At 46.4% G+C, this 24,671-nt stretch carries 23 protein-coding genes; 16 read left to right on the top strand and 7 right to left on the bottom strand.

The genetic code is table 11. The features are described from left to right. Nucleotides 1-406: 406 nt before the first annotated feature. Nucleotides 407-1,558 carry a ribonuclease D gene (rnd, locus tag A1359_RS17975; RefSeq protein ID WP_066986494.1) on the bottom strand — a complete coding sequence of 384 codons (1,152 nt, stop codon included), beginning with the start codon at nt 1,556-1,558 and terminating at the stop codon, nt 407-409. A 202-nt stretch (nt 1,559-1,760) separates the two neighbouring features. Here rnd and A1359_RS17970 point away from each other — a divergent pair, with 202 nt between their 5' ends. Beyond that, nucleotides 1,761-4,115, top strand: a complete 2,355-nt coding sequence (locus tag A1359_RS17970) for a TonB-dependent receptor (protein WP_066986491.1) — start codon at nt 1,761-1,763, stop codon at nt 4,113-4,115. Between the two features lie 100 nt (nt 4,116-4,215). Here A1359_RS17970 and A1359_RS17965 read toward each other — a convergent pair whose 3' ends face one another. From A1359_RS17965 to lptD, 3 genes are read right to left on the bottom strand one after another with little or no spacing between them, the layout of a single operon-like run. Beyond that, complete coding sequence (locus A1359_RS17965; RefSeq protein WP_066986488.1) at nt 4,216-4,704, bottom strand: DbpA RNA binding domain-containing protein; 489 nt, start codon at nt 4,702-4,704, stop codon at nt 4,216-4,218. Between the two features lie 15 nt (nt 4,705-4,719). Then, a complete protein-coding gene (locus A1359_RS17960) occupies nt 4,720-6,006 on the bottom strand; it encodes a peptidylprolyl isomerase (protein ID WP_066986500.1) in 1,287 nt (428 codons plus the stop codon). Nucleotides 6,007-6,013: 7 nt separating this feature from the next. Then, nucleotides 6,014-8,866, bottom strand: a complete 2,853-nt coding sequence (gene lptD / locus A1359_RS17955) for an LPS-assembly protein LptD (protein ID WP_066986485.1) — start codon at nt 8,864-8,866, stop codon at nt 6,014-6,016. A 92-nt stretch (nt 8,867-8,958) separates the two neighbouring features. On the opposite strand from lptD, the gene A1359_RS17950 reads away from it, so the two are divergent. Beyond that, nucleotides 8,959-9,960 carry an aminoglycoside phosphotransferase family protein gene (locus tag A1359_RS17950; RefSeq protein ID WP_066986481.1) on the top strand — a complete coding sequence of 334 codons (1,002 nt, stop codon included), beginning with the start codon at nt 8,959-8,961 and terminating at the stop codon, nt 9,958-9,960. Then, a complete protein-coding gene (gene murU, locus A1359_RS17945) occupies nt 9,957-10,631 on the top strand; it encodes an N-acetylmuramate alpha-1-phosphate uridylyltransferase MurU (protein ID WP_066986478.1) in 675 nt (224 codons plus the stop codon). The genes A1359_RS17950 and murU overlap by 4 nt, the downstream gene beginning before the upstream one ends. Before the next feature lie 91 nt (nt 10,632-10,722). On the opposite strand, the gene A1359_RS17940 is transcribed toward murU, so the two are convergent. Beyond that, complete coding sequence (locus A1359_RS17940) at nt 10,723-12,843, bottom strand: RelA/SpoT family protein (RefSeq protein ID WP_066986475.1); 2,121 nt, start codon at nt 12,841-12,843, stop codon at nt 10,723-10,725. 193 nt (nt 12,844-13,036) lie between these two features. Continuing rightward, on the bottom strand, nt 13,037-14,629 hold the full coding sequence (locus A1359_RS17935; RefSeq protein ID WP_066986472.1) for a LysM peptidoglycan-binding domain-containing protein: 1,593 nt from the start codon (nt 14,627-14,629) through the stop codon (nt 13,037-13,039). A gap of 84 nt (nt 14,630-14,713) precedes the next feature. On the opposite strand from A1359_RS17935, the gene A1359_RS17930 reads away from it, so the two are divergent. From A1359_RS17930 to A1359_RS17870, 13 genes are all read left to right on the top strand, one after another. After that, nucleotides 14,714-15,394, top strand: coding sequence for a class I SAM-dependent methyltransferase (locus A1359_RS17930; protein WP_066986469.1), 681 nt, complete (start codon nt 14,714-14,716; stop codon nt 15,392-15,394). 36 nt (nt 15,395-15,430) lie between these two features. Then, nucleotides 15,431-15,874: a ribonuclease HI gene (rnhA, locus tag A1359_RS17925; RefSeq protein ID WP_066986466.1), complete on the top strand. Its 444-nt coding sequence runs from the start codon at nt 15,431-15,433 to the stop codon at nt 15,872-15,874. A 19-nt stretch (nt 15,875-15,893) separates the two neighbouring features. Next, nucleotides 15,894-16,169, top strand: a complete 276-nt coding sequence (locus tag A1359_RS17920; RefSeq protein ID WP_066986463.1) for a hypothetical protein — start codon at nt 15,894-15,896, stop codon at nt 16,167-16,169. A gap of 10 nt (nt 16,170-16,179) precedes the next feature. Beyond that, a complete protein-coding gene (locus A1359_RS17915) occupies nt 16,180-16,449 on the top strand; it encodes a GIY-YIG nuclease family protein (protein WP_066986460.1) in 270 nt (89 codons plus the stop codon). 116 nt (nt 16,450-16,565) lie between these two features. Continuing rightward, nucleotides 16,566-18,008 (top strand): porin family protein, encoded by a 1,443-nt coding sequence (locus A1359_RS17910; RefSeq protein WP_066986458.1) that lies wholly within the window; start codon nt 16,566-16,568, stop codon nt 18,006-18,008. A 169-nt stretch (nt 18,009-18,177) separates the two neighbouring features. Further along, nucleotides 18,178-18,693, top strand: coding sequence for an FMN-binding protein (locus tag A1359_RS17905; protein WP_066986497.1), 516 nt, complete (start codon nt 18,178-18,180; stop codon nt 18,691-18,693). Further along, a complete protein-coding gene (locus A1359_RS17900) occupies nt 18,693-19,181 on the top strand; it encodes a hypothetical protein (RefSeq protein ID WP_198159398.1) in 489 nt (162 codons plus the stop codon). The genes A1359_RS17905 and A1359_RS17900 overlap by 1 nt, the downstream gene beginning before the upstream one ends. A gap of 82 nt (nt 19,182-19,263) precedes the next feature. After that, nucleotides 19,264-19,809, top strand: coding sequence for a nucleoside triphosphate pyrophosphohydrolase family protein (locus A1359_RS17895; protein WP_066986450.1), 546 nt, complete (start codon nt 19,264-19,266; stop codon nt 19,807-19,809). Between the two features lie 3 nt (nt 19,810-19,812). Beyond that, nucleotides 19,813-20,691: an NAD(P)-dependent oxidoreductase gene (locus tag A1359_RS17890; RefSeq protein ID WP_066986447.1), complete on the top strand. Its 879-nt coding sequence runs from the start codon at nt 19,813-19,815 to the stop codon at nt 20,689-20,691. Further along, entirely contained in the window at nt 20,691-21,482 is a 792-nt protein-coding gene (locus tag A1359_RS17885; protein WP_066986444.1) for a hydroxypyruvate isomerase family protein, read from the top strand. The genes A1359_RS17890 and A1359_RS17885 overlap by 1 nt, the downstream gene beginning before the upstream one ends. Before the next feature lie 30 nt (nt 21,483-21,512). Then, complete coding sequence (locus A1359_RS17880) at nt 21,513-21,890, top strand: VOC family protein (RefSeq protein WP_066986442.1); 378 nt, start codon at nt 21,513-21,515, stop codon at nt 21,888-21,890. Between the two features lie 5 nt (nt 21,891-21,895). Then, a complete protein-coding gene (locus tag A1359_RS17875; protein WP_157200595.1) occupies nt 21,896-22,420 on the top strand; it encodes a hypothetical protein in 525 nt (174 codons plus the stop codon). Next, the gene (locus A1359_RS17870; protein WP_066986435.1) at nt 22,396-22,932 is read left to right on the top strand and encodes a hypothetical protein; all 537 of its coding nucleotides are present in this window, start codon (nt 22,396-22,398) and stop codon (nt 22,930-22,932) included. The genes A1359_RS17875 and A1359_RS17870 overlap by 25 nt, the downstream gene beginning before the upstream one ends. 44 nt (nt 22,933-22,976) lie before the next feature. Here A1359_RS17870 and trkA read toward each other — a convergent pair whose 3' ends face one another. Next, nucleotides 22,977-24,338: a Trk system potassium transporter TrkA gene (trkA, locus tag A1359_RS17865; protein WP_066986432.1), complete on the bottom strand. Its 1,362-nt coding sequence runs from the start codon at nt 24,336-24,338 to the stop codon at nt 22,977-22,979. Between the last annotated feature and the right edge of the window lie 333 nt (nt 24,339-24,671).

Below are 24,671 nucleotides of genomic sequence, written 5' to 3'. Positions count from 1 at the left end.
GCCTACGAAATAACTTCAACACCTTGTCCCTCTGCCTCCGGGCGAGACTGTCGTAAAAGGTAAAACAGTTCCTTCTCCCACCGGGAGAAGGTTAGGATGAGGGTATATAAATTCGATGCTTACATTATTTATCCCCCTCTCCCGCGAGGAGAGGGGGTTTTTGCGAGAGTCTCAGGGAGAGGGGGTTAAATGATCGAGTTAATTTGCGCGCATTCCTAGGCAGGTATTTTTAAACAAAACAACTTGCGGGTCATTAAATGCAATCAAGCACGTCATGCCGGTACCCTAGTCAAATGAATGTTGACGGCCTTCAGTCATCCATGACTTTTGCGGTCCGACAATCCCTGCCAGAGCGACAATGTTTTGCTTGGGTATGCCAATTCGGGAAGTGATTGGCGACTAAATCTTAAACAGATGGATTGATCGCTAGCGTATCTGCGGATAGGCTTAAACTGAGTTTTCCACTTAACAAGCCCTGCAATTCCTGGCCGGCCATGTTGTAGCGCCAGCCATGTAATAGTGGACAGTTTTCTTCACCAAATAATAGTTGTTCAATTTCCTTGCGCGTCGCCAGGATGATTGGATTTAGCGAGTTTTCTTCTGCGCGTATGCGCACCACAGCGCTTAATACGTCGATAACAGCTTCGTGCTGCGGGGTCTTTTTGTTGGTTCTATCTTTTTCATTCAGCGGTTTGGGTGGCCGCTGGCGGGCGGCGTCTATCAGTTCGCATAAGACTTTTCCGTAGCGGTTGACATTGCGCTCGTTGATATTTCTAATTTTAGCCAAGTCACTGGTTGTGGTTGGCTGCAGTTTGGCCAGTTCCAGTAGCATATCGTCCGGAAATAGCCAGTTACGGGGTTTGTTTTCAGCTTGAGCGGTTTGCTCGCGCCATTCGCATAAAGTCTGCAGAATGGATAACTGCCTACCGGTCAGTTTGTTTTTACCGCGGACTTTCAGCCAGGCATTTTCCGGTGACAGTTGATAGAGTTCCGGATCGTTAAGCAGGGCAAAATCGCTGTCCAGCCAGCTTAAACGGCCGAGTTTATCCAGCTGTTCGCACATTATTGTGTAGATTTTACACAGATAAATAACATCGTCAGCCGCGTATTGGATTTGGTCTTCACTCAGTGGGCGGGTTGTCCAGTCGGTGCGGGTGTGGGCTTTATTCAGGTTGATGTTTAAAAAACTGGATACCAGCATGGCGTAGCCGGGATTTTCCTGAAAACCCAATAGGGGGGCGGCGATTTGGGTATCAAAAATCGGTCCTGGAATTTTGCCGGTAATTTGATAAAAAATTTCCAGATCCTGGCGGCAGGAATGCAACACTTTGACGATGTTGGGGTTGTATAGAGCGTCAAACAGCGGTGTTAAATCGGCAATAGCCAAAGGATCGACACAGGCTACCCAGCTAGGCGAGGCAATTTGTAGTAAACAAAATTTGGGGTAGTAGGTTTTTTCGCGGAGGAATTCAGTATCTAAAGAAACCCAGGGTTCTTGTTGGATTTGTTCGCACAAAAGAGGTAGTTGTTCGGGGCGGTTAATGTATTGAATAGTCATGAGGCTTGATAGGGAGTGGGACTTTTTTTGAGATTAGGGGTATTTTACTCCGCTGGCTGTTGCGGCGGGGTTTAAATATTCCATCACCGGATGGGTGGGTGGTGAAGGGGAAAATTTCCTTTTTGCTGTGGTTGTCTAGTGAGTGTTGAGATGGATAGTTATGATGCAGGGTTTTTATCGTTAAGATGTTAAAGGTTAAGTTATGAACAAAATGACCCTGGCTTTATTGCCCTGGTTTACGATGCTGCCTCTGGCACAGGCCATTGCAGAGCAAGTTGCCAGCGAAACGGAGGCTTTGGATAGTGTAGAAGTGGTTGCTGTATCACCTTTGCAGGTTGGTGGTGTAGACATTAATAAAATTCCTGCCAACGTGCAAACTGTTTCTGCAGAAGAGTTACAGGAGTCTCAGGCACTGTCGTTAGCTGATTATATGAATCGTTATATGGGCAGCGTCAATATCAACGATGCGCAAAACAATCCCTTGCAACCGGATGTGCAATATCGCGGCTTTAGTGCTTCGCCTTTGATGGGCGTGCCGCAAGGGATGGCGGTTTACCTCAACGGTGTTCGTTCTAACGAACCGTTTGGCGATATGATTAATTGGGATTTGATTCCGCCAAATGCCATCGAAAGCATGAATTTACAACCCGCCTCCAATCCAGCTTTTGGTTTGAATGCGCTGGGTGGTTCGATTAACGTTAAGACTAAAACCGGCTTTTCTGCGCCCAAGCATGTATTGGAAGTGCAGGGAGGCTCATGGGACAGGCATTCGGAAGAGCTTAGTACGGGCTGGAACAATGGTACCTGGGGCTATTTTGCTGATTTCAATTATTTCTCGGAAGCCGGTTGGCGTGATAATTCCGGTACTAATGCTAAACGCGGTTTGGGTACCTTGAGTTGGCGTGGTAATGAATCCAGCTTGGATTTGAGTGTTGCCGGTGCTGATAATAATCTAAAGGGTAATGGTGCTGTACCGGAAGAGTTACTGGATTATGGCCGCGATAAAGTGTTTACCCACCCCGATGTTACCCAAAACAATTACTTTATGGTGTCCTTGGATGGCGATACTTGGCTGAACGAGCGGAATCAGCTGTCAGGCACGGCTTATTATCGGCGTAACAAAATCAGTACCTATAACGGTGATGGTAGTGAAGCAGGTGAATGCCAGGATGAGGGTGGCGGTGAAGATGACTTTTTATGTGAAGAGCAAGACGGCGAACTGGATGACGAAGGGCTACGAGATTTGGCCGGAAATTATATTTCCGCAACTGATGCTTTGGAGGGCGGCACCATCAATACCTCGCAAACGACGCAACAATCCTTTGGCTTTGCTTTGCAAAATGCCTTCCATCACAAAGTATTTGGCTTGAAAAATCAGCTGCTTGCCGGTGCCAGCTATGATTTCAATAATGCGAATTATCAAGCGGATACCCAACTGGGTAGCTTGACCGAAGACCGTGGGGTTACGGCAGGAGGAGTTTATTTGCTGGAATCGAAAGTAAGGCTGAATACCGAAACCAATAATTACGGCATATTTTTGACGGATACCTTGTCAGTAACCGATAAACTGGATGTGACGGTATCCGGGCGATACAACATCACTCATCTGGAATTAAAAGATCAATTTCCCGATGAAGATCCGGCTAAATCCTTGAGTGGTTATCACACCTTTAATCGTATCAATCCGGCTGCGGGGTTGACCTATGCTTTTATGCCGGAGCTGACTTTTTACGGTAACTACAGTGAATCGTCTCGTGTGCCGACGCCTATGGAATTAAGCTGTGCCGACCCTAATAATCCGTGCAAATTACCGAATGCATTTGTTGCCGACCCACCGTTGTCGCAAGTGGTTGCAAATACTTGGGAAGCTGGTTTTCGTGGTGATTTGAAACAATTGCCCTTTGATGGTCGTGTGCATTGGAATACCGGCTTTTTTCATGTAATTAATAACGATGACATACTTTGGCAAGGTAATGGTGCTGTTAATGGCATGGGGTATTTTGAGAATGTGGGGAAAACCCAGCGGCAAGGTGCAGAGGCCGGTTTGACAGGCTTGTTCTTTGATAATCGCTGGCGCTGGTCAGCCAATTACACCTTTATCGATGCAACTTATCAAACGGCTTTCGGTACTCCGAATGCCGCTAACCCCTATGCTGTCGATGGTGTGACACAGGTGGAACCCGGTGACAAAATTCCGGGTATTCCTGCTCACCAATTCAAATTTAATACCGATGTTGATATTTTGCCGGAATGGACCTTAGGCTTTGATATGAATTACAACTCATCACAATACCTGCGGGGTGACGAAGCCAATCTGACGGCGAAACTGCCGGGGTTTGTAGTATTTAACTTGCGCAGCGAGTATCGCTTTAACCAACATGTGGCCTTATTTGGCCGAGTGAATAATCTATTCGATCGTGAATATGCCAATTTCGGTGCCTGGAATAATACCGGGGATGTATTGGATGGATTAGGTTTGCCTGGCGATCAGAATGCTCGCTTTGTAGGTGTGGGCGCGCCGCGTGCGGCTTGGATTGGTATTCGTTTAACGATGTAATCATCAAAGGTCTGGCTTGTTAGCAAGGGATTGCGACAAGCTGGATGCCATAAAATATCGTCATACTTAAGCGGGTTTATGGGCTAAGCGGGCGTTCGATTTAGTTCTTTAATTTACGTCGATTGGGTTTGACGCGTTTGATATTTAGCTTGTACTCACCGATATAGGCCTCGCTTAACAACTGAAAGATATCCGCCGGCATGCCGTCTGGTAAATCGACCAGGGTATAGTTGTCGCGTATTTCAAGTCGAGTAATGCGATTTCTATCTACGCCGGATTCTTCAATAATGACGGCTAATAGTTGTTCAGGGTCTATATTGTGTTGGCAACCTACATCCAAACGATAACGCACATTGCGATTATTGACAGGTGTAACCGCGATAGGTTTCTGTGGCTCCTGAGGGATAGCGTTTTGTATTAAGTGCGGTTGACTGATGTAAAGCAGGGCGGCCGCACAATCAATTAGGTCGATGTTTAAATTGGCACTGATACGCTGAATCACAGCGCGGTGTGACTCAATATTGGCCTGCTTAAGTACATTTTGCAGGCGTTTATTGAGTTTTTCCAGTTTACGAGGGTGTACGGGCATGTTTTAAATGTCTGGTTACAGTCTGTTTAAATCAATTTCTACATAAGCTTCATCACGTAAACGCCGCAACCATAATTCGGTTTCTTCTTCGATTTTTCGTTTGCGAATCTCGTCTCTGACTTTATCTCGCTTGAATTGGTCACTGTTATCCTGATTTTCCCTGCCCAAAACCTGGATGATGTGCCAGCCGAACTGGGTTTGTATCGGGTTACTGATTTGGTTGATATCCAGTTTGTTCATGGCATCTTCAAACGGCGGCACCAGTGCGCCGGGTGTGACCCAGTCTAGTGAACCGCCATTGATGGCGGAGCCTTTATCATCAGAATGGCTGCGGGCTAAAGTGGCGAAGTCATCGCCATCACGAATACGCTCTTTTAAGGCGATTAAGCGGTTTTGTGCTTCGGCATCATTAATAAGTTCGTTGGTTTTTATCAGGATATGGCGCACTTTGGTTTTGGTCACCATGTGCTGAGCCGAACCTTCGGATTCAAGTATTTTGACGATATGAAAGCCACTGGGGCTGCGTATCGGATCGGATATATCGCCTTGATTCATGGTGGTGACGACATCGGTAAACAATGTGGGCATTTGGCTAAGATTGCGCCAACCTAAATCGCCGCCTTTTAATGCGTTGTCATCGTCTGAATAGCTGATTGCAGCTTCGCCGAAATCTTTGCCGTTACGCAAATCCGTCACAATACCCGCGGCGCGTTCCTTGGCTTTTTGAATTGAGCTGGAAGAGGCGCCTGCAGGTACCGAAATCAAAATGTGTCCCAAGTGGTATTTAGTGTTATTAGAACCGGCTTTGCTTTGGGTTTCCAGGTAATGATTGATCTCGGCATCGGTTACTTTGATGCGGGCGCCGATTTCACGACCTCTAAGCTGGTTGATGATAATCTCGTTACGCACGTTTTCTTCAAAAGCCTTGTAATCCATGCCTTGGCTGGCGAGTTCTTGCTTAAAAGCTTCTGTCGACAAGTTGTTGCGAGCGGCAATTTCAGCTATTGAGTTTCTTAATGATTCGTCGCTGACTTGTATGCCTGAACGGGCAGCCAGCAGGCGTTGTAGTTTGTCAACGATCATGCGCTCCAGCACCTGTTTTTTCAAGACATACTCGGGCGGCATAGGCGTGTTATTGCTACGCAATTTGCTGACGATGATGTCAACTTCGGTATTTAGCTCGCGTTCCAGAATCACGTCGTCCTCGACGGTGGCGACAATTCGGTCCAGAGGTTGCGCCTGTATTGGGCTGATAGCTGCAAGTGCAGACAACCAGGCGACAAGAAGCAGTCTTTTAATCATGGCAGGCTTAATCTTCAAAATACTTGGCGGGATGAAAACCGGGTAGGTTTGTTTGCAGGAATTGATCAACACTGTTACCAAAACTGGTCAGACCTTTTAACTCCAGTTGCACAAAGATAGCGTTTTCCGGCTTGGCATCAGGGGCAAGGAAGTTGGTGGTGTTGGCACCATTGATATATCGGCGACCGATCACACGAAACCGCCAGCAACAATTCTCTTTTTCAAAGCCGATAAAACTTTCGGTGGTTTTGGCGAAATTAAACGAATATTGCCATCTGCCCAAAGCATACCAGCCAGCGGCCACCGGCCAGCGAAAGGAGGCGTCGCTTTGTGAAATCGTGGATTGATTAACGTATTGGTTGTTAGGCGAATTGCCGCGATAACGATAGCCAATATCAAAGATCTGATCGGGTTGATTCCTGAATTTCAGCCCGCCTTGTGCACGGGTAAAGCTGTTTTTTACCGGATCCCATTGCGCGCCAGCCAGATAAGAAAGGCTGCGGGTAATTTGGCCGCTGACTTCACCGATAAAATTCGAAGTCGTGCTGGTTTGGGTAGGAAAGGTATCGTTCAAGTAGTCCAGGTCGACCGTTCGATTTTGAAAATAGATGGTCTGGCCCAGGCTGAGCTTTAGCGGTTCAAGCCCTGTTTTTGAATCGATTAGGCGCGAGGTGCCCGCCAGAGTAACCTGGTTGGCATCCTGAATTCGGTCCATGCCACTGAAATTGTTTTCACGAAACAAACTATAGTAAGTTGTATCGTAGGCAGCCGTATCAAATATAGGGATATTGGTTTGATTTTTACGCGGAATGTATACATAAAAAGCCCGTGGCTCCAACGTATGGGTGTAAGGCGAATCACCAATATGAATGTCTTTTTCGAATGCCATGCCGCCGTCAAGTGAAATAATCGGGAGCATGCGGCTGATGTTGCTGTCTTGACCGGGCACGGTCAAGTTACTCAATTGATACTGAGTATATTGACCGGTAATTTTGGGGATCAGAAAACCAGCACTCGATTCCAGCGGTAAACTTACGGATGGCGCAACATTGAAACGCTGACCGTTAACTAAGTCGGAATGATAAAAATGGCTGTATTGGTTGTCCATGCCTAGTACAACTGGCATGTTGTCGAAGCTATGATTCAGGTTTAAGTTGACGCGCGGCAAAATGTCATAAGGCATTTGGCTGTCTGTAACTGATTTATCCACCGATTGATAGTGATGAACACTAGTGGAAAAAGCTACATCGGGGCGACCGTAATTGATATATGCCGAGCTGGGTAAGAAACGATTGGTTTGAAAACCCAGCGCATTATTCAAGTCATTGAAGTACTCGTCGTCAGACACATAGTTCAAGTCAGTTGCTGTACTTAGGCGAGGTGTAAACTGGGTGTTATCTTTAAAAGACGCCGAATAGCGGCTTCTGTCTTGCAGTTGGTCGTAGGGTAAATATTCCCCAGCCAGACTGCCTTGCGACATTTCAGTTAAATAACGAAATTTGTTACGTACCATTTCCCCACGTTTTTCCAAGTAACGCGGGGTGAAGGTTGTATCGAAGTTGGGTGCTATGTTCCAGTATATAGGCGCAGAAATATCAAAACCGTTACGTTGCGTGTTAGCCCAGGAAGGTGCCAATAGTCCGCTGGTGCGACGGTTATCTGTTGGAAACGAGATGTAAGGGGTGTAAATAAAGGGTACGCCTTTAAATTCCAACCAGGCGTTTTTGGCCGATCCTAACCCGGTTTCGCGATTGATTTTTATTCGTGAGGCATGCGCCACCCAATCCTGATTGCCTGGGGGGCAACTGGTAAAAGTGGCTTCCTGGTAACGCGATAAGCTTTTGTTGTCACGGTAGACAACGTCTGCCGTGCCTCTGAAAGGCGCTTCAGCCAGGATGAACTGGCTCTGTCTCAGACGGGCTTCATCCTTACCTAAGCTCATCGAGGCTGTATTGCCGGAAAAAGCCAGTGTGTCTTCGCTGTAAATTACATCGCCTTGTGCATCCATGGTGTCAGCCACCGTATCGTAGCTTGCTTTGTTGGCCAACAGATGTTGATCAGCCCGGGTTAAATCTACGTTGCCTGCAAAGTTAAGGATTTCGCCATCGAACACTTCGGAAAAGTCTGCGGTAACATCAGTATTGGCAGTTTCACGCGCTTCTTTAGAGGTTGTCGTGCGTTTGGTCTTTTTGGCTGACCAGGACGAGCAGTTTTGCCATGGGTCTTGCTCAAATTCGCTACGTAAGGCCTGAAAAGTTCGTTCTTGTTGATTATTGTAAGCTGGGGTAAACCAGTAAGAATTTGATTGCGATTCTTCTGCAACTTTGGCTTCACCTTTGGGGTCTGGGCCTACTAAGTTACAATTCCAGTTAGCGTTTTCATCGCCAGATTGACAGTTCCAGCCGGGGTTCTTGGCGACTCTGGTCGATGTCTCGGCGCGAGAGGGCGCAGATTCCAGCAGCGGTTTTTCATTTTCACTGAATCTAACATGTAGTTTTTGAGCTTCCGGTACAACTTGTGCGGTTAGCTTTTCCGTGGAGGGCGGTGCGACTTCGACATGTTGAGCGACAGGCTCTTGAGTCATAATGGGCGCTGTTGGTGCTTGCGTGATAACCGGGGCTGGTTGTACCTCCGGCACCTGAGGTACAACATCAGGCTTGATTTGTTGTACGACAGCTGTGGCGGGTTTTGGGCTGATAAGCTTGGGCTGGGCAGTTGCCTGACTGGTTTGACCTTCATTAAGACAGGTCCATTCACCATTTTTACCTTGCTCACAATTCCAGGCGGCATTTTCAGCTGCAGCGGCGACTTCCGTAAACGTTAATAATGCTAAATAAACTGTATAAAACCTAAGATTCATATCGAGGCTGGCGGCTAAATTAACTTAGCGGAATGGAAATCGAATAAAATGCTCTGCCATTTTACCTTAGGTTGCTTCTCAGTTAATAACTAATGTACTACTCCAGTTCAGATCAGCGTGCTCAATTGCTTTTAAAATGGCTAACCGAGGAGCTTAACCTTCAGGTTCAAGCTATCGAACCTGCCTCTAGCGACGCCAGTTTCAGGCGCTATTTTCGTGTGACACACAATGAAGGCTGTCAAATTGTGATGGATGCGCCGCCGGACAAAGAAGCCACCGAGCCGTTTATTCGCCTGGCCGCTTTGTTTAAACAGGCACAGGTTCATGTGCCAGCTGTTTTTCAGCAAAATTTAGTGCAAGGTTTTTTGCTGCTGGAGGATTTTGGCTGTAAAAGTTATCTGGATGGTTTGCAGCCAGACAATGCCGATACTTTATATCAATCCGCAATGGCCAGTTTATTTGGATTACAAAGCAATGTCGATATTAAAAGTGCTTTATTGCCTGTATATGATGCAGCGCTGCTGAAACGGGAGTTAAGCATCTTTTATGATTGGTTTTTGCAGCAACTATTAGGCATTGTTTTGCCTATATCTGTGCGGCAAAGCGTTGACGAACTATTGGTTGACTCGGCTTTGCAGCAACCGCTGGTTTGTGTGCATCGAGATTTCCATTCGCGGAATTTGATGCTGCTGGATAGTGGTGTGCCAGGCATCATTGATTTTCAGGATGCGGTGATTGGTCCTATTACTTACGATTTGGTGTCATTATTGCGCGACTGTTATATTCGCTGGCCGCAGGAAAGTGTCGATGACTGGATGACGCAGTACTATTATCGACTGGTCCAGGCCGGTATGTTAGCGGTCGAGCTTACGCAATTCAAACGCTGGTTTGATCTTATGGGTTTGCAGCGTCATTTGAAGGCAATGGGTATTTTTGCTCGCTTGCATTTGCGTGACGGAAAATCCACCTATCTGGCAGATATTCCACGTACCATGAGCTATGTCCTTGACGTCTGTGAGCTTTATCCTGAGTTGACGGATTTTAAAAATTTTCTGCAACAACAGGTAGTGCCTGTTTATCAAACAAAATTATGAAAGCCATGATACTAGCCGCGGGTCGCGGCGAACGTATGCGACCGTTGACTGATGTGACACCCAAACCCTTATTGCCGGTCGCAGGCAAAGCCTTAATTGAATACAGCCTGGAAAATCTGGCAAAAGCTGGCTTTAACGACATCGTGATTAATGTGGCCTATCTTGGTCAGCAGATTAAAGATTTTTGCGGCGATGGTAAACGTTGGCAGGTTGAAATTAATTATTCCGACGAAGGCGATATGGCATTGGAAACCGCCGGTGGCATCGCCAAAGCCTTGCCATTATTGGGTAATGATGCGTTTTTAGTGGTTAATGCCGACATTATTTTCGATTATCCATTAGCGCATTTACAGCATAAAGCGGTCGATTTGGCGCATCTGGTGTTAATCGAAAATCCACCGCATCATCCACAAGGTGATTTTGCTTTGGATGCTCAGGGGAGGTTGTCGCAGCATGGCGCAGAAAAGCTGACATTTAGTGGTATTGGTGTCTATCATCCGGTTTTATTTGCCGATGTTTCAGCTGACCGGCCTTTAAAACTTCGGCCGATATTAAATCAGGCTATTCAGCAAGACAAAGTCAGTGGCGAGTATTTTGATGGACTTTGGCTGGATATTGGTACGCCGCAACGATTACAGCAAATTTCAGACAGATTCAGTTTGCCAGCTTAAGCATTATGCAGGATGACTGCACTACTCAGAGGGTGTATGGCCTCTCATAATGTCATCGTCAGAGCAGTCAGTCAGGTGATTTTGTTGGGTCTTAATGTTTGCGTATGACTTCCAGGATATTGGGTAATTGGCTGATGCGTGATAGCACTAGGCTGAGTTGTTCAGTGTTTTTGACTTGAATGCTCAGTTTCAGGGTAGCGGATGAATCGGCGTGTGTTTTTAATGCCGCGTCTGTGATGTTGACTTTGGCGGCGGTTAATTGTTGTGATACATCGTTGAGCAGGTTTTGCGCATCCAATGCCTGGATAATGATGGGGACGATATGATGGACCTGATGGCCACCGCTCCACTCGGCAGTAATCAGTTGGGCTTGCTGCTCTGGCGATAAATGCAAAATATTTTCACAGTCATTGCGATGTATTGTGATGCCTCGTCTATGTGAGATATAGCCGATGATGTGGTCGCCGCTGACTGGTGAGCAGCAATGTGCCAAAGTGGTGACGACGTTGTCCATGTCGGCCACTATGACGCTGGATTGATTGTTGTTTTTGGGCGCTGACAGTTTGAATGATATTGGCGTCAGTTCCGGAATTTTTAATGCGCCGGCCAATTGACGGTTGTTGATGTCGCCCCGCCCCAGTGCTTGATAAAAATGCTCGGCATCGGGCATTTTGAAATGTTTCAGCAGGTCGTTTAATTCGACGTGTTTTATCCCTAAGCGTTTGTATTCCTTGTCTAACAGGCTTTTGCCGGCGGCAATGTTATCGCTGAGTTGCTGTTGTTTGAACCAGCTTTTGACTTTACTGACCGCGCGTGGGGTTTTTAAGTAACCCAAATTGGGGTCCAGCCAGTTATGACTGGGTTGGCCATTTTTGGTGGTGATGATTTCGACTTGCTCGCCGGACTTTAACGCGTAAGTCAACGGTTTGATTTGACCGTTGATTTTAGCGCCACGGCAGCCATGACCAATTTCGGTATGAATGGCGTAAGCAAAGTCCAACGGCGTAGCACCTTTGACGAGGTCAACCAGATTGCCGGTAGGCGTCAATACAAATACTCGGTCTGAGAATAATTCGGTATGAAAGCTTTCCAGCAGATTGTCATGGCCGCGATCTTCCAACAAAAGTCGGAGCGAGGTAATGTTTTTTTCTGAAGCGGTATTATGTTTGCCACCTTCTTTATACAGCCAGTGGGCGGCAACCCCCAGTTCGGCAAATTCGTGCATGGTCTGGGTGCGAATCTGGATTTCTATACGATTGCCTTGCTTATCCAGCACCACAGTGTGCAGCGATTGATAGCCGTTTTCTTTAGGGTTGGCGATGTAATCGTCAAATTCTTTAGGGATATATTGCCATTTACTGTGCGCAAGCCCCAGTACGGTGTAACAGGCAGTCAAGTCATCCACAATCACGCGGACGGCTAACAGGTCGTAAAGCTCCTCGATGGCTAGCTTTTTACGGCGCATTTTGCAGTAGATGCTGTAAATATGTTTGGGGCGACCATAGACTTTGGCGTTTATGCTATGTTCGTCCAGAGCCAGTCGTAAGTCTTGAAGAAAGGTATCGATGCAAGACTCACGGTGAATGCGTTTGCTGGCTAGTGAGTCAACAATGCTGAGATATTGCTCGGGTTTCAGGCTGCGAAAAGCCAGATCTTCCAGTTCCCATTTGAATTGACTAATACCCAGACGATTGGCGAGCGGTGCATAAATATCCAGGGTTTCGCGGGCAATGAAGCGGCGAATGTCTGTATTCTCCTGGTTTAAACCCCGTAGACGCTGGATACGGAATGCCAGCTTGATCAATACTGCACGCACGTCATGCGTCATTGCCAGCAGCATGCGACGTAAAATTTCAGACTGGTTGGGCTGGTTAGCCATCTCCGGGCTGTAAATATTAATTTTATTCAGCCAGTTCACATCCTTGACTAAGGCAGCGACCACTGGTCCGAATTGCGCGGTGATCGCCGCCTCATTCAATACCCCTTCAAGGCGGGAGTCGCTTAGTAAAGCGGTTAAAATGGAATGTAAATCAATATGCACGGTCGTCAAGATGCTGGCAACATCAATGCCTTTAGGTCGAGGGCTATCTCTAAGCTCTGGGTTGTTTTCACAGGCTAGCTCTACCAGTGACATGGCATGGCTGACTTGCAAAAGGTCGGCAGCGGATAATGCAGGGAACAGCGATTTTGCTATGCGGGTATTATTTTCCATGTCTTAATTGTAAAGCAGGAACAGTAAAACGTGCTTTAAAGTAAAAAGCAGTTAGCGAGCTTTTTGCTTAATAAATAGAAAATACTGGATTGAGAGGTTTTTCTTGAGAAAAACAGCTTAAGCTCAGACAAAAAGCCGTAGTCAGAAAACATGGCTACGGCTTTTTATATGAAAAATAAGGATCTGGGGTTACTTATGAAGAAGAGTTGCCTGCTTCAATGGTGATTTTTAATTTAGTACCCGGTTGGATATTTGCACGGTTTTTAGGCACTTTATTCCATTTGCGCAGCTCAGTAACGTCTACATGGAATTTTCTGGAGATTTCTGACAAGGTGTCGCCAGCTTTAACGGTATAGTTGATGTGTTTGAAGCTAGGCGCGGTGGATGCCACTTGGATATTGCCACCCGTGCTTCTGATGGTTAGTTTTTGTCCCGATTTCAAGGCTGATTTACTGGATAGTTTGTTCCAGCTTAGGACGTCATCTTTGTCAACGGAAAAGTGCTGTGAAATGCTCCATAACGTATCGCCTTTTTTGACAGTGTAAGTTTGTTTGCTAACGTGAACTTTCGCAGGCTCTTTGGGTTTTGCTGCTTCAGCCACCTCAGTTACTTGAGGTTCCTGTTGGCCTTTGATTGATTGAAACGAGACCGGAATCAGCAAGGTTTTGCCCTGTGCCACCGCGTTGTCATTATCTAAATGATTAACCTGCAAAATTTGTTCAATTGTTGCGTGATGACTTCGGGCGATGGTTTTCAGGGTTTCTTTTTTACCAACCGTATGATGTTCCCATTTGATTAATTCGTGGTTTGCCAAATCAGCCAGTTTTTCTTTGAAGTGATCGGCTTTTTCAATTGGGATCAATAAGCGATGTGGGCCATTTGGCGCGGTACTCCAGCGATTAAAGGCCGGATTAAGTTTTAGAAAGTCATCCACTGGTGTTTGAGCCATTTCGGCTGCCTTGCCCAAGTCGATCTGAGATTTAACATCAACCAATTCGAAATAGGGTTCGTTGGCAATGTGATGCAGATTGACGTTGTATTTTTCCGGGTTAGCGAAGATTTTAGCAATTGCCAGTAGTCTTGGAACATAGGCAGCGGTCTCGCTGTTTAAGTCTAGCGACCAGTAATCGGTAGGTTGGCCGCGGCTGATATTTTTGTCGATGGCATGCTTGATGTTGCCGGCACCCGCATTATAGGAGGCCAAAGCTAACAACCAGTCGTTGTTAAATTCTGAGCTCAGTTGTTTTAGAAAGGTGGTAGCGGCTTGGGTGGATTCGATGACGTCGCGGCGGCCGTCGTACCAACTATTTTGCTCTAAACCATATTCGCGACCCGTTGGCGGAATAAACTGCCACAGACCGGATGCTTGGGCAGGTGATTCGGCGTCTGGTCTGAATGCGCTTTCTACTACAGGTAACAACGCTAATTCACCGGGGATATTTTTGGCTTCGATTTCGTTAAGAATAAAAAATAGATAAGGTTCTGCCCGCTGCTGCACACGGGCCAGATAATTTGGATTTTTTAGATAAAAATTTATTTCGCGATCTATCCTGACATTATCAATCTCAGGTAAAGAGTAAAGTGAAAGTAAGCGATCCCAAACGGTTGCATGATCTTTAGAAGACTCATTTTCAACATGATGTTTGCGGGTGAAAACTGAAAATTTACTGCTAGAAGTTTGTGACAACGGCTCTTTAGGGCCTGTTTGGCTACAGCCGGTTGCTAGTAATATCGGTAGCAGATAGGACAGATGTCGGGCCGTTTTTTTGGAAAATGAGCGGGGCATTGTCTTTACTCTTAAAATAAAAAGATTAAATGCTAACATGGCTTAGCTTGTAGTGCTAACAATCCTTTGCCAGGGCAGTAGTCAATGAAGAGAAAATTTTTATTTACGCTTTATCAAACGCCTCGCGGCAAGTTGTTGAAAACCATGGAGGCTAAGTACTTGAAGCGCTGTATAACGGTAAGCTGCAAGCAAAAACAACTGCAAATCGGTGGGCTGGATTGGGAAGATGAATTCGTCGATTGTTCGCTATATCAAAATTATGTAATTCTGGATGATAAAGGGGTCGGCAATGCTGCCGCCTTAAAAATCAATGCTAAGGCCTATAATTTGCCAATCCAAACCGAGTCTATGGATTTGGTCATTATTCCGCATATGATGGAATTTGATGCGCATCGTTTTCAGGCTATGCGTGAAGTACATCGGGTGTTAAAGCCCGGTGGTGAACTGGTGATTTTGAATTTTAATTCTATTAGTCTTTATCTACGTTTTCAGTTTTTTTTGGATATAAAACTAAGCGATTCTTGGCGGTCGCATTTTATGACACGGTCTAGAGTGACGGATTGGCTTAAATTGCTGAATTTCGAAGTGCTTAATACGGCAGAATTTGGTTTGGATAGCTTTGTTATTAAGCAGGGTGGATTTACATCCATTGCAAAGAGTCTTTTTTCCATGGCTTATGGTGTTAAAGCAGTCAAAAGACAGTATTCATTCATCCCGCTTACCCCTGTTACTCAAGGCAAATCCAAGTTGGCGACTACTGTATAGAGTTGGAGCCGAATCTACAAAATACTAGCAAATAACATGACTGAGATTGTAACGATATATACCGATGGGGCTTGTAAGGGTAATCCTGGTCCGGGTGGCTGGGGTGTTTATATGCTCTATAAAGCAAAAGCAAAAGAGTTTTGTGGCGGAGAGTCGGAAACGACAAATAATCGTATGGAGATGATGGCGGCAATCCAGGCTCTGGAGATACTAAATAAGTCTTGTGCAGTCAAGTTACACACGGACTCTAAATACCTGTTACAAGGTATTACCGAGTGGATGATTAACTGGAAAAAACGTGGCTGGAAAACTGCAAGCAATAAACCGGTAAAAAATGAAGACTTATGGCGGCGGCTGGATATTGCCATTCAGCGACACAGCATAGAATGGATTTGGGTGAAAGGACATGCGGGTATTGATGGCAATGAGAGGGCCGATAGCCTGGCTAACCAGGGGATTGAGCAATTAGGTCGGAAATAATCAAGTCGAGGTAGACATTATGATTGGAGTTATCGCAGCCACATTGGTGGCTATTTGGTTTTATAGCACCGCAGCGCGCTCAGGGCGTTCTGCCGTTTCCTGGGGTGTTTCGGGGGTAGTGGTTTATTTTTTAACCGCTTTACTGTGGAGTTTAATCGTTACTCCAGTCATCAAAGATGCGGCCATTCATAATTCAAGTGGATTGCTGATTTTTATTGTTCGATATGCATATATCAGTGTGGGTTTAGTTGCAGCTGCGCTGGTAAATTTCTGGTTGAATAAACCTTCAGTTTGATTCTGTCACAATGAGTTGGTCGGTCTACATCATTTTATGCAGTGATGATAGTTTGTACACGGGCATTAGTACTGATGTGGAACGACGTTTTCACCAGCATCAGACAGGCAAAGGGGCTAAATATTTTAGAAGCCGCCAACCGCAAAAAATCGTTTTCCTAGATACAGGGCATTGCCATTCTTCAGCAGCGCAGTTAGAGATGCAAATAAAAAAAATGAAACGTATTGATAAAGCACGCTTAATTTCGACTCGAAACACGCAGGTGACAGAAGAGAAATAATGCTGTGAGTAGGGTAAAAAAGTGCGGATTTATTTAAAAACTAATATTGATGAGAATCATTTGCATTAGCAATAGATGCTATCTTATACTGCTCCCAACTTTTACTGGAGAGCAATATGAAACTCAAGATTTCAAAATTGGCCATTGCTATTGCAGCACTGACTGCGAATGGTGTTGTAAGTGCTGCTAATAATCTGCCGACTGAAAAGCCGCAAACGATGGAAGACATGTGGAAGATTATTCAGGCGCAGCAGCAGCAAATCGATAGCATGACTAAAAAACTGGAAACAGTAGCCGTAGCTGAGAAAGCGCCGCCGAGTGCTGATATAAGTCAGGTTGAGCGTAAAACCGATGTATTAACCGAAGAAGTGGAAAAGCTGCGTACGCAACTGGTCGTGCCGGAAACAACGGAATACAAAAGTGCCTACGGTTTAGGCCCTGCTGCATCCAAGGTTTATCAGGTGGGCAAAGGGTTATCGATTGGTGGTTATGGCGAGGCTAACTACCAGGTTCGAGTAGATGACCAAGGCGGGATGAATTCAAATGGGACGGTTAAAAACTCAGATAATGCCGATTTCGAACGTCTAGTGCTTTATGCGGGTTATAAATTCACCGACAACATCCTGTTTAATAGCGAAATCGAATTTGAACATGGTACAACTGGGGCGGGTGATGAGAACAAAGGTGAAGTATCTGTCGAGTTTGCTGCATTGGATTTTTTTATTGACCCTATGGCCAACGTACGGGCCGGTATGGTTTTATTACCTATGGGCTTTCTTAACCAAATCCACGAACCGCCATTCTACTTTGGTAATAATCGTCCGGAAGTTGAGCGACGTATTATCCCGACAACCTGGCGAGAAGTCGGTGGCGGTCTGTTCGGTGAATTGACACCAGGCTTGACCTATACCGCTTATGTGATTAATGGTATGGATGCCAAAGGGTTTAGCTCAAATGGCATACGAGGTGGTCGTCAAGACGGTAGTCTAGCCTTGGCGGAAGATTTGGCTTATGTAGGCCGATTGGACTACGCACCGAATGCGCTACCGGGTGTTACCATTGGTGGCTCTACTTATTTAGGTAATTCGGGACAGAATCAGACATATAACGGTGTTGAAGCGGCTGCATTTACTCAGCTATATGAGGCGCATCTGCAATGGAAATATCGTGGTCTTGAGTTCCGCACTTTGGGTTCATTCGGTAATATCGGTGATGCTGATATCCTGAGTGCTGCGGCCAAGCAAACCATCGGTTCGCAAAACTACGGCTGGTATACCGAGGCCGGTTACGACATTTTGCCTCACATTTTCCCGGAAACCACCCAGTATTTGGCGCCTTTTTTCCGGTATGAACATATGGATACCATTGCCAAAGCGCCTACAGGGTGGAGTGATAATCCATCGAAAAATCTGCAAATTTTTCAGGTAGGTATGAATTACAAGCCGATACCGAATGTGGTGATCAAAGCCGATTATCGTAATTTCGTACAGCCAGCAGGTACTTCGCCAAATGATACTGTGCCGGATGATTTCAACTTGGGTCTTGGCTTTATTTTTTAAAATCTGCTTGTTTTCGATAATCTATTGGAGGGAGCGCGATCTTTTGGCTGCGGATGGGCAAATTGTTTGGCAAATCCACAGCCACTCTCTATCATAATGGCTTGTTTTCTAAACTGGCCCATAACTTATTCTTATGTTGATATTGAAACACGCTCGGCCTATTTTGCTGATGGCACTTTTAGTTTTTGGGGTAACGCCTTGTTTTTCAACCGTGTATTACAGCAAAGATGAAGCCATGAAATTGGCTTTTGGCGATGATGCCAAGGTTGAAATGCAGTCTTTATTTCCTACCCCTGAGCAAGTCACGGAAATTGAACGTTTGGCTAAAGTTAAGATGGAATCTAAGTTATTTAGCTTTTACGTCGGCAAAAAGCAAGATCAGATCATTGGTTATGCAGCGATCGAGTCGCACAATGTCCGTACCAAGCCAGAAACACTGATGGTGGTGCTCGATCCGCAGGGCAACTTGCGCCAGGTCGTGACACTGGCTTTTCATGAGCCACCGGAATATCAGCCACCTGAGCGTTGGTTTAATCAGCTACTCAATCATACATTGGATGAATTGAGTTTCTCTAAAGATATTCAAGGTGTAACCGGAGCCACTTTGAGCACTCGCGCATCTCTGAATAGTGCGCGTAAGGTAATGGCGGTATTTCAAGTCATGATCAAGCCTGCCAAAAACTGATGCGATTTTTTGTTACGGGCGAACAAAATCGCCAACTTTTAATGAATACGCTGATCTTGATGTTCCTGGTCTATGTTGCCTTGTTATGGATCAGCAATGGATTGATGTATTTTCATAAAATGAATCTGAATGTCGATTCCGTGCTGGCCTATTATCTAGGTTCAGAACAGGAGTTTACCCAGCCTAGAAGCTACCAAAGCTTATTGGAGGTCACGCATTTTCATTTGTTTGCCATGGGTATGTTGGTATTGACTCTGACGCATTTAATGTTAATGACTCACCTGCCTACCTTGGTTAAAGTCTGGTTGAGCGTGATTGTGTACGGATCTGCGATTGCTGATGAAGCGGCTGGCTGGCTGGTATTATTTGTACACCCAGGGTTTGCCTATTTCAAAATCGCGGCATTTCTTACCCTGGAACTTTCGCTGGCTGTTCTGATCATCGTCGTGATTATTTCTTTGCTGCAAGCCAGAAAGCGCCTAAGCTAAAGCGCTGTTTGCGTAGTTTTTTGCGGTTTTTGCAGCAGGCTTGTACTATGCCTGCATCACTGCATCTCTTTAGGAGAACGACATGAACAAACATTTACAACAAGTCAGAGACTTTCACGACCAATTTGGTATCGATCAGCCCGATTATCCCGAAACCATGCATTTGTCGGATATGGATATCGTCATGCGTCAGGCTTTATTGATGGATTGCGGTAGTGAAACACTCAAAGCTATTACGATAGGCGATTTAGCCAAGATTTTGGCCGGTCTGGTGGATTTGGCCTATAACTCGCTGGCGGCGATTGCCTGTTCCGGTGGTGACGTAGTGTCTACCTCGGTAGCCTGGCGGCAGGATGGTTCGGTATTACCTGTCATGGAGGTGTTGTCGGATAAAATCAATAACTGTGCATCAGGCGAATGCATTCATTACTCTGCGCTGTACAACATCTGCGAACAGTTGGCCCGCGGTTTTATCAATGCCGATTTTGATAAGGCTTTTAACCTGGTCCACAACAATCTAATGCAGAGTGCCGGCAGCAGTGTCAGTGCCGGGCGAGATTATAAACAGCGCATCGCCAAGGAAACTTTGCCGCCGGCGCCGGATTTAAGTGACGCTTTGTACGAATAAAATATGCCGCTGCAACACAAGACATTAGGATTCGTCGGCATAGGCTTAATGGGCAAACCCATGACCTTGCGCCTGCTGGCGGCAGGGTTTAAGGTCAATGTCTGGAATCGTAGCCCGGATAAGCTAGTCGCTGTAGAGCAGGCAGGTGCAAAAATTTGCCTAAGCCTCGCCGAGCTGGTGACAAATTCCGAGGTGATTTTATTGTGCCTGGCCGATACTGCTGTGGTTGAAACTATCGTCAATCAGCAGGTGTTGCCGCATGGCAGCCCAGGCAAATTGGTGATCGATTTATCCAGCATCCATCCGGAAAATAGCAAACAGTTAGCGGCCAGTTTAAAGCAGCAATGCGATATGCGCTGGGTGGACGCGCCGGTTTCAGGCGGTACTGCCGGCGCCGAGCTGGGCACATTGGCGATCATGGCCGGGGGCGATGCTGAGGATATTGCCATCGCGCGCGAAGTGTTGCGGCCTTTATACAGTCGTTTGACTCACATGGGACCCGTCGGCAGTGGCCAGACCACAAAAATTTGCAATCAAATGATCGTCAGTTGTAATGTGCTGGTGATTGCGGAAATGATGGCGCTGGCTCAGCAAGCCGGGGTCGAGAGCGCAAAAATCCCTGAAGCACTGGCAGGCGGTTTCGCCGATTCCAAACCTTTGCAAATCGTCGGTCCGGAAATGGCGGCCGCTCAATTCGAACCCGTGAAATGGCGGGTCAAAACCTTGCTGAAGGACTTGAATATGGCGGTTGATCTGGCGGTAGAGCAGGGCAGTGCCATACCCATGTCCGGCTTGGCAGCGCAATTGATGCAGTTGCACGGCAGTCAGGGGTTTCTGGAGCAGGATCCATCCACTTTGATCAAACTTTATCGGCAGGCCTGATGTTGCGTTTTAGTGCTAATCTGAGTCTGTTATTTACCGAACTGCCGCTGCTTGAACGTTTTCAGGCGGCAAAAGCATACGGTTTCGATGCGGTGGAAATTCAGTTTCCCTATGAATTGCCCGCCGCAGCCGTTCAAGCCGAGTTGGGGGCACACGATTTAAAACTGGTGTTGTTTAACGTCGACGCAGACACCTTGCTGCAAGGCGGCGAGGGCTTGGCGGCGGTACCGGAAAAACAATCTCAGTTTAAAGCGGCCGTTGCCCAAACGCTGGACTATGCTCAGCTATTAAAGCCCGAGGCAATTAACATTCTGCCAGGGCGATGTTTGAATCCGTCTCGCCTGGCCGAGTATCAACAAACTTTTCAAGCCAACTTGGCTTATGCCGCAGATGTTTTTGCCGATATTGGCGTCACCACCGTGTTTGAAGCCGTGAATAGTCACGACATGCCGGGGTTTATTATTGATAGCAGTTTAAAGATGTTGTCAGTGTTGGCGGCGGTCGGTCATCCCAGGTTGCGCTTGCAATACGATATTTATCATATGAGTCGGATGCAGGAGGATTGCGCGGCATTCATCACGCAACACATCGATAAAATCGCTCATTTTCAATTTGCCGACTGTCCTGGACGCGGCCAACCCGGCACAGGGCGGGTGGATTTTGCCAATTTGTTTGACTTGATTGCTGGCGTGCCTTATCAGGGTTGGGTGGGCGCAGAATATAAGCCCGTAGGCAGTACTACAGATAGTTTGGGATGGATGAAAAACTCTTCCGGCAAGCCTGCGTTATAATGCGCATGCCTTAAATCACTGGTTTTTGCCATGTCCAAATTCAATTTAACGATTCATCATGCCAGCCTGATCGTCTCCGATACCGAGCAATCGCTCAAGCTGTATAGGGATGTATTAGGAATGCAGCCTACGGAACGCCCCAATCTGCCATTCCCCGGTGCCTGGCTACAGCTGGGCGCGCAGCAGATTCATTTGCTGGAGCTGGATAATCCTGATCCCACCGCAGGCCGACCGGAGCATGGCGGGCGAGATAGGCATGTGGCGATGCATTGCAGTTCGGTGGATGCCTTGCGCGATGCGCTTGAGCAGGCCGGATTCGTTTACACCATGAGCCTTTCAGGTCGCAAAGCCTTATTTTGTAGGGATAGAGACGGCAATGCTTTAGAGTTTATTCAGAGGCCTGCTTAATCCGTATGGCTAGAGTCGCACTCTATGCTGTTCTACTGGCTTGTGGCCTAGCAATGACACTGTTGCTACTCGGTTTTAGCGTCTGGCAGCTGGGCTTTTTGTCGCTGGCTGGCTGGTGTTATGCCTTGGCTGGCAATATATTGTTGCTGGCCTTTGCTTTATTGATTTTCTGGGTGACCGGCGTGATACTGCAGGTTGCATTTCATGACATCAAACGCTATTTTCGTCAAGAAAGCAGGATTTTACGGCGATTTGTGATGTTGCAGTTTTATCAACATGCCTCAGGGCAAAAGTTGTTGCTGGAAAAACGCCAACTGCATTATTTAACCCAATTAGAACAGCAGCGATTGCTGGCGGCTAATAATAAAAAACAAAGTCGATTGCTGTTCAAAGCAATCAAAGTAGAGTTGGCAGATTCAATGACGCCTAGTTCTTACAAAGCCTTAAAACAACATCAAAAACAAGCTGATCCTCAGGCTATGCTGTCTTTACGCAATAACTTGTTATGCCAAGCCTCTATAACTGGCTAAGTCGGGTGCTAGGGTTTTGGCGCGAAAAACGCGATGAGGGTCTGCGCTGGCAGTTAACCAGGCAGCCGGATATTGCGGCTTTACGTCAGGCTCAAGTCTTGGCTGAGCAAGTTTTAGTGGCGCAGTTAAAAAAGCGGACGCAGCAGTTGGCTCATGAATTAGCGATTAGCCAGACCAAAAATCAAAATGAATTGGCCATGGTAAAAACTCAATGCAAGCAAGATTTAAAAGACTATCAGCAATATCTGCAGTCGCTGGATGGTTTAAAAGATTCGTTGCGCTCCAGTTACGTTCATTTGCCCGAAGCGGTGGCGTTTACTATCCACCATCATGCCAAACAGTTGTTGAACAGCATGTGGGAAACACAAGATGCGCAGGAAAGAGTCAAAATTGAGATGCAACTGATTCAGTTCATGACCGCAGTGCATGAAGATAGTCAGTTTTCCTTGCAGCAGACTGGCTCTGCCGGCATGCCGCAAAAGACACTGGCTTTCATTGATACTGACCGTTAAAATTTTCTGCTACGGATTTCATCGTGCTAGCCACTATTTTTGAATTAGATGGGTTGAAAATAACCTTCAATAGCCTTAATAAGTTTTTTATCCAGCGCAAACATCACGACGTGATCACCCTCTGAAAATACCGTGTCATGATGAATCTGAATCATTTCCTGTTCACGTATAAGTGCGCCTAAAATAACACCATCAGGCAGGTTGATTTGATCAACCCTGAGTCCAACGACCGATCCTGATGCGGAATTTTTGCTGCGATGAGCGATAGCTTCAATGGCTTCGGCGCTGCCGCCACAGACGGAACTGACCCCGACCACGTCACCTTTTCTCACGTGTCGAAGTATGCCTCCCAGCGTTTCAAGTTTAGGTTGTATGACCAAATCGATATCGGTATCTGCCAGTAATTTTAGATAGGAATTGTTATTAATCAGGCAGATGGATTTTTTGGCGCCGAGTTTCTTGGCTAATCCTGCCGAGATCAGATTAATGCCATCGTTGTTGGTGATGGCGCAAAACAGGTCGATGTCTTCGATTTGTTCTTCCTGCAACAGCGCTTCATCAGTACAATCACCATGTAAAATCATGGTCTTACGTAAGTCATTTGAGATTTCTTTGGCACGGTTAAGATCTTGCTCAATTACCTTGACGTGAAAATTGTTTTCTAAAGCTATAGCCAGGCGCTTGCCGACATGACCGCCACCGGCCAGTAAAATCGATTTGATCGGGCTTTCCAGTTTGTGCAAATCAGCTAGGGTTTTACGTACTTTATCGCGTGGGCAGACGAAAAATACTTCATCCCCTGTCGCAATCAAGGCTTCCCCATTGACCACTATGGCCTTGCCATCACGAAAAATGGCCACCACGCGGATCATGCCATCAGCCAGTTTTTCTTTGACAGCCTGTATCGGTTTGCCCGTTAAAAAACCGTTGGGTACCACGCGAATTGACACCAAGCGCACTAAACCATCGGCAAATTGAGAAACATGCAAAGCGCCTGGGTATTTGATCAGGTTATGGATGGCTTCGGTGACGACTTGTTCCGGGCTAATGACAATGTCGATTCCGCCGGGTTGAAATAATTCAGGGTGGTTGAGGAAGTCAATGGCGCGAACCCGGGCGATAGTTTTGGGCTTGGCATACAGTGTATTGATAACTTGGCAAGCCAACATATTGGTTTCGTCGCGGTCAGTGACGGCTATAACCATGTCGGCTGTGCCAACGCCGGCTTGTTCCAGTACGCCGGGGTGAGCGGCGTTGCCTTCAATCGTGCCGATGTCCAGGCGTGACTTTAGCGCCGAAAGTAAATGAGGCTTTTTGTCGATGACGACAATGTCGTTTTCTTCACTGGCTAAGGCGCCGGCAACTGAAGAGCCGGTGACACCGGCGCCAAGAATGACAATTTTCATGGGGACTCAAAAGGCTGATGGGGGGATTCAAACTGTTTGCATAGCAGGCCAAGGCCTTAAGATTCGTTTGGGATTACAAACAAATTATACGCCTATGACTAGGAGTGTCTATGTCAAAGCATGCCGGGTGCAATTGTCAAACGAACTCTTATGGTTTTAGATTAGGGGAATTAGTAGGGTTGCAGTCTAAAATTCAGTGTTTTGCCAGGTTTATTTTGAATAACTAGCAGTGCAGTATGCCTGCATGCGCATGCTTTAACAGAAATATCAGTCATTTCTGCGATGGTATGTGTGTCTCAATAATTTATATTAATCCAATGAAATTCGCGGCTG

This window comes from Methylomonas lenta, from assembly GCF_001644015.1.
GTDB classification, from domain to species: Bacteria; Pseudomonadota; Gammaproteobacteria; order Methylococcales; family Methylomonadaceae; genus Methylomonas; species Methylomonas lenta.
This window is presented reverse-complemented; position numbering and strand designations above follow the sequence as displayed.